Source organism: Acidovorax cavernicola (assembly GCF_003581445.1).
Genome location: NZ_QXMN01000200.1, coordinates 1 through 1,525, shown reverse-complemented (window position 1 = coordinate 1,525; position 1,525 = coordinate 1). Strand labels below are relative to the sequence as shown.

The window sequence follows — 1,525 nt, the reverse complement described above, 5'->3', positions numbered from 1 at the left end:
CTCGTTCGTCGCCGGCGTGGACCCGGCCGTCGGGCTCTATGCCTCGTTCGTGATTAGCATCGTCATCGCTTTCGCGGGCGCGCGCCCGGCGATGGTGTCGGCGGCCGCGGGATCGGTGGCGCTGGTGGCCGCGCCGCTGGTGCAGGCGCACGGCCTGGCCTATCTGCTGGCCGCGGGCCTGCTCGCGGGCCTGGTGCAGATCATTTTCGGCTGGCTGCGCATGGGGCTGCTGGTGCGCTTTGTCTCGAGCTCGGTGCGCACCGGTTTCGTCAATGCGCTGGCCATCCTGATCTTCAGCGCGCAGCTGCCTCATCTGGAGAAGGCCAACGGCGCGGGCTGGGCGCTGCTGGCGCTGGGGCTGGCGCTGATCTACGGCCTGCCCTGGATGGCGCGGCGCACGGGCTGGCCGGCGCTGGCGGCGATTCCTTCACCGCTGATCTGCGTGCTGGTATTGACGCTGCTGGCCGCGGGCCTGGGCCTGCCGGTGGCGACCGTCGCCGATCTGGGACATCTGCCCGATGCCTTGCCGTCGTTCGGCCTGCCCGAAGTGCCGCTGGCCTGGGAAACGCTGCGCATCATCCTGCTGCCCGCGATCGCGATTGCGATGGTGGGCCTGCTCGAATCCGTGCTCACGGCGTCAGTGGTGGACGAGATGACCAACACGCCCAGCGACAAGAACCGCGAATGCACGGGCCTGGGCCTGGCGAACGTCGCGGCCAGCTGCTTTGGCGGCATTGCGGGCTGCGGCATGATAGGCCAGGCCGTGGGCAATGTGACCTACGGCGGGCGCGGCCGGCTGTCGACGCTGTTCGCCGGGGTGTTCCTGCTGGTGCTGATCGTGCTGCTCAAGCCCTGGGTGGCGCTGGTGCCGGTCGTGGCGCTGGTGGCCATCATGGTCACGGTGTCGGTGGCCACATTCAATTGGGGCAGCCTGGGCGAGATGGCGCGCCATCCCAAGACATCGACGACGGTGATGCTGGCGACCGTGGTGCTGACGCTGATGACGCACAACCTCGCGGTCGGCGTGGCCGTGGGCGTGCTGCTCAGCGGCGTGTTCTTCATGGCCAAGGTGGCGCAGCTGCTGCAGGTGCGCAGCGACGACGATCTTGCCGGAACGCGCACCTGGACGGTCAGCGGCCAGGTGTTCTTCGCCTCGGCCGATGCGCTGGTCGACGCGTTCGACGTGCGCGGCGCCGAAGGGCGCGCGGTGCGCATCGATGCGAGCGGCGCGCAGTTCTGGGACATCACCGCGGTGGCGGCGCTGGAGAAAGTCGTGCAGCGGCTGCGCGCGCATGGCTGTGCGGTTGAAGTCACGGGGCTCACTGCGAGCAGCCGGCAGTTGATGGAGCGGGTTAAGTAGCCCCCACGCTTGCTCGGCTGCGCCGTAGCCGCTGCCCCCCAGGGGGGCCGTCCACCGGCTTGGGGCGGCCCGGCGCCGGTGGTGCCATCTCCCCACGCTAGCCGACGCTTACCGGCTGGTGTTTTGTAACCGCCGCAACAAGCCCGCCAGCGCATGCTCCACGGT

Annotated in this window: 1 protein-coding gene; it reads left to right on the top strand. The window is 69.6% G+C overall.

Features of this window, described 5'->3' with window-relative positions; all coding sequences use genetic code 11:
* Positions 1-1,360 (top strand): SulP family inorganic anion transporter (locus D3H34_RS32470; protein ID WP_147400585.1); only part of this gene is annotated, 1,360 nt, incomplete at its 5' end.
* Positions 1,361-1,525 lie beyond the last annotated feature (165 nt).